This window comes from Streptomyces sparsus (genome assembly GCF_054776295.1).
The window spans coordinates 1-3,217 of sequence record NZ_BAAHCA010000570.1; the positions used below are offsets into that span (position 1 = coordinate 1).

4 protein-coding genes are annotated in these 3,217 nt (G+C 73.1%); 1 reads left to right on the plus strand and 3 read right to left on the minus strand.

The genetic code is table 11. The annotated features are described in order from the left end of the window. The 3 genes from ACYVE9_RS20330 to pdhA all read right to left on the minus strand — a co-directional run. A partial coding sequence (locus ACYVE9_RS20330; RefSeq protein ID WP_461029323.1) for a biotin/lipoyl-containing protein occupies positions 1 to 302 on the minus strand: 302 nt, incomplete at its 3' end. Next, positions 302 to 1,348, minus strand: coding sequence for an alpha-ketoacid dehydrogenase subunit beta (locus ACYVE9_RS20335; protein ID WP_461029324.1), 1,047 nt, complete (start codon positions 1,346 to 1,348; stop codon positions 302 to 304). The genes ACYVE9_RS20330 and ACYVE9_RS20335, both read right to left, overlap by 1 nt. Next, positions 1,345 to 2,472, minus strand: coding sequence for a pyruvate dehydrogenase (acetyl-transferring) E1 component subunit alpha (gene pdhA / locus ACYVE9_RS20340; protein WP_461029325.1), 1,128 nt, complete (start codon positions 2,470 to 2,472; stop codon positions 1,345 to 1,347). Before pdhA ends, ACYVE9_RS20335 begins: the two co-directional genes overlap by 4 nt. Before the next feature lie 225 nt (positions 2,473 to 2,697). Here pdhA and ACYVE9_RS20345 point away from each other — a divergent pair, with 225 nt between their 5' ends. Beyond that, positions 2,698 to 3,165, plus strand: coding sequence for an Lrp/AsnC family transcriptional regulator (locus tag ACYVE9_RS20345; protein ID WP_461029326.1), 468 nt, complete (start codon positions 2,698 to 2,700; stop codon positions 3,163 to 3,165). Positions 3,166 to 3,217: the final 52 nt, after the last annotated feature.

A 3,217-nucleotide genomic window follows, 5' to 3' on the forward strand; every position in this document is an offset into this window, starting at 1 on the left:
CCGGCGTTCCCACCCGGGCCGGCGTTTCCGCCCGCCTCGGCCTCCGCGCCCGCCTCGGCGGACTCGGCGACCGTGACCAGGGCCGCGCCGACCGGGATCTCGTCGCCGACCTCACCGAACCGGCCGGTGACCACCCCGCCGAACGGGCAGGGCACCTCCACCATGGCCTTGGCGGTCTCCACCTCGACCACCGGCTGGTCGACGGCGACGACCTCACCGACCTCGACCAGCCAGCGGCTGATCTCGGCCTCGGTGAGGCCCTCACCGAGATCCGGCAGGGCGAACTCGCGTACCTGCGGCATCAGCGTGCGCTCCCCTCGGTCCATCCGGACTCCCACTGGAGGCGGCCGACCGCGTCCAGGATGCGGTCGACACCCGGCAGGTGGTGACGCTCGAGCATCGGCGCCGGATACGGGATGTCAAAGCCTGTCACCCGCAACACCGGGGCGTCCAGGTAGTGGAAGCAGCGCTCGGTGACGCGTGCGGCGATCTCGGCGCCCGGCCCGCCGAAGCCGGTCGCCTCGTGGACCACGACGGCCCGCCCGGTGCGTCGCACCGAGTCGCAGAGCGTCGTGTCGTCGAACGGCACCAGCGAGCGCAGGTCCACCACCTCCAGGTCCCAGCCCTCGGCCTTCGCGGCCTCCGCGGCCTCCAGGCAGACCGGCAGCGAGGGCCCGTACGTCACCAGTGTGGCCGAGGTACCGCGACGGCGTACGGCTGCCTGCCCGATCGGTCCCACCGCCTCCGGCGCGTCCGGGTTCCAGGTGTCCTTGGACCAGTACAGCCGCTTGGGTTCCAGGACGACCACCGGGTCGTCCGAGGCGATCGCGGACCGCAGCAGCCCGTAGGCGTCGGCCACCGTCGCGGGAGTCACCACGTGCAGGCCCGGCGTGGCGATGTAGTAGGCCTCGGAGGAGTCGCTGTGGTGCTCGACGCCGCCGATGCCGCCGCCGTAGGGCACCCGCACGGTGATCGGCAGCGGCGTCGCGCCCCGGGTGCGGTTGCGCATCCGGGAGACGTGGCTGATGAGCTGCTCGAAGGCGGGATAGGCGAAGGCGTCGAACTGCATCTCCACCACCGGGCGCAGGCCGTACATCGCCATGCCGACCGCGGTACCGAGGATGCCGGCCTCGGCGAGTGGGGTGTCGGTGCAGCGGTCCTCGCCGAACTCCTTCGTCAGCCCGTCGGTGATGCGGAAGACGCCGCCGAGCGCGCCGACGTCCTCGCCCAGCAGGTGCACGGTCGGGTCCTCGGCCATCGCGTCGCGCAGGGCCCGGTTGAGGGCCTGCGCCATGGTCGCCGGCTTGCGGACGGGCGTGGTCGCGGCCTCGGCTGCCACGGCGGTCATCGGGTCTCCTCCTCGGCTGCCAGTTCGGCGCGGAGCTGCTCGGCCTGCTCGCGGAGCTGGCTGGTCGGCTCGCTGTAGACGTGGGTGAACAACTCCATCGGGTCGAGCTGCGGGTCGCGGTTCATCCGGGCCCGCAGGTCGGCGGCCATCTCCTCGGCGGCGTCCCGGGCGCTGCGCGTCCCGGCCTCGTCGAGCAGCCCGCGCTCGGTCAACTCGCGTTCCAGCAGCAGCACCGGGTCGTGGTCGCGCCACGCCTCGACCTCCGCGTCACCGCGGTAGCGGGTCGCGTCGTCGGCGTTGGTGTGCGCCTCCATGCGGTAGGTGACGGCCTCGACCAGCGTCGGCCCGCCGCCCTGCCGGGCCCGGTCGAGGGCCTCGGTCAGCACCTGGTGCACGGCGACGGCGTCGTTGCCGTCCACCAGGCGGCCGGGCATGCCGTACCCGACGGCCTTGTGCGCGAGGGAGGGCGCGGCGGTCTGCTTGGCCAGCGGCACGGAGATGGCGAAGCCGTTGTTCTGCACCAGGAAGACCACCGGGGCCTGCCACACCGCGGCGAAGTTCAGCGCCTCGTGGAAGTCGCCCTCGCTGGTGCCGCCGTCGCCGACCAGGGCGAGCGCCACCACGTCGTCGCCCTTCAGCCGCGCGGCGTGCGCGAGGCCGACGGCGTGCGGCAGCTGGGTGGCGAGCGGGGTGCACAGCGGGGCGATGCGGTACTCGGCCGGGTCGTAGCCGGTGTGCCAGTCGCCGCGCAGCAGCGTCAGGGCCTGGACCGGGTCCAGGCCGCGGGCGACGGCGGCGAGCGTGTCCCGGTAGCTGGGGAACAGCCAGTCGCGGTCCTGGAGGGCGAGCGCGGCGGCCACCTCGCAGGCCTCCTGGCCGGTGGAGGAGGGGTAGACCGCCAGCCGTCCCTGCTTGGTGAGCGCGGTGGCCTGCTGGTTGTAGCGGCGGCCCCTCACCAGCTGCCGGTACAGCTCGGTGAGCAGCTCCGGGTCGAGGTCGGCGGCGTCGGTGCCCAGGACCCGGAACGGCTGCTCGTCGGGCAGCAGCGGAGCCGCTTCGGTGCGGGGACGCCAGGCGGGCGGCGGCGCGGGGCGGTAGGCGCCGGGCTGCTCGAGGACCGTCATGTCGGGCACACCTCCAGGTGGGAAGGGGTGGCGCGAAGCGCCGCCGACACGGGGGTGATCGGGCGGCGGTCGGTGGGCACCAGAGGGAGGGGGCGGAGTGAGCTCCCCCAACCGATTGTTCGGTCTGGGGCACATTCTGGCTACAGCTGCGGATGCCCTGTGGACAAATGGCCCCGCGGGTACTGGAATGACAGCAGCTTGTCCAGGGAGGGGAGTCAGCGGGGCATGTCGGATGAACAGATGGCTTCCCGACCGCTCGACCCGGTCGACCGAGCCATCCTGAGCATGCTCCAGCGGGACGGCCGCGCGTCGATACGGTCGGTGGCCGAACGGGTGCACATCTCCCGGGCCAACGCGTACGCGCGCATCAACCGGTTGATCGACGACGGGGTGATCCGGGGCTTCAGCGCCCGGCTGAACCACGAGCGGGCCGGCCAGGGAGCCTCCGCCTACGTCACGCTGAAGATCGTCCAGAACTCCTGGCGCACGGTCCGCGAGAAGCTGGAGGAGCTGCCGGGCGCCGCGCACATCGCCCTGGTCAGCGGGGACTTCGACGTGCTGCTGCTGGTGCACACCGCGGACAACCGCGCCCTGCGCGAGTTGGTGCTGATGCGCATCCAGGCCATTCCCGAGGTGCTGAGCACCCGCACCCTGCTGGTCTTCGAGGAGACCGACCTCGACCCCGAACCGTGAGCAGGGCGGGCCGTCGGCGCCCCCGGGCGCAGGCCGGCGCCCCCGGGCGCAG

Bases quoted from the DNA above. Each gene is read 5' to 3' on its own strand.
- pdhA (WP_461029325.1), bottom strand. From the start codon at position 2,472: ATGACGGTCCTCGAGCAGCCCGGCGCCTACCGCCCCGCGCCGCCGCCC.
- ACYVE9_RS20335 (WP_461029324.1), bottom strand. From the start codon at position 1,348: ATGACCGCCGTGGCAGCCGAGGCCGCGACCACGCCCGTCCGCAAGCCG.
- ACYVE9_RS20345 (WP_461029326.1), top strand. From the start codon at position 2,698: ATGTCGGATGAACAGATGGCTTCCCGACCGCTCGACCCGGTCGACCGA.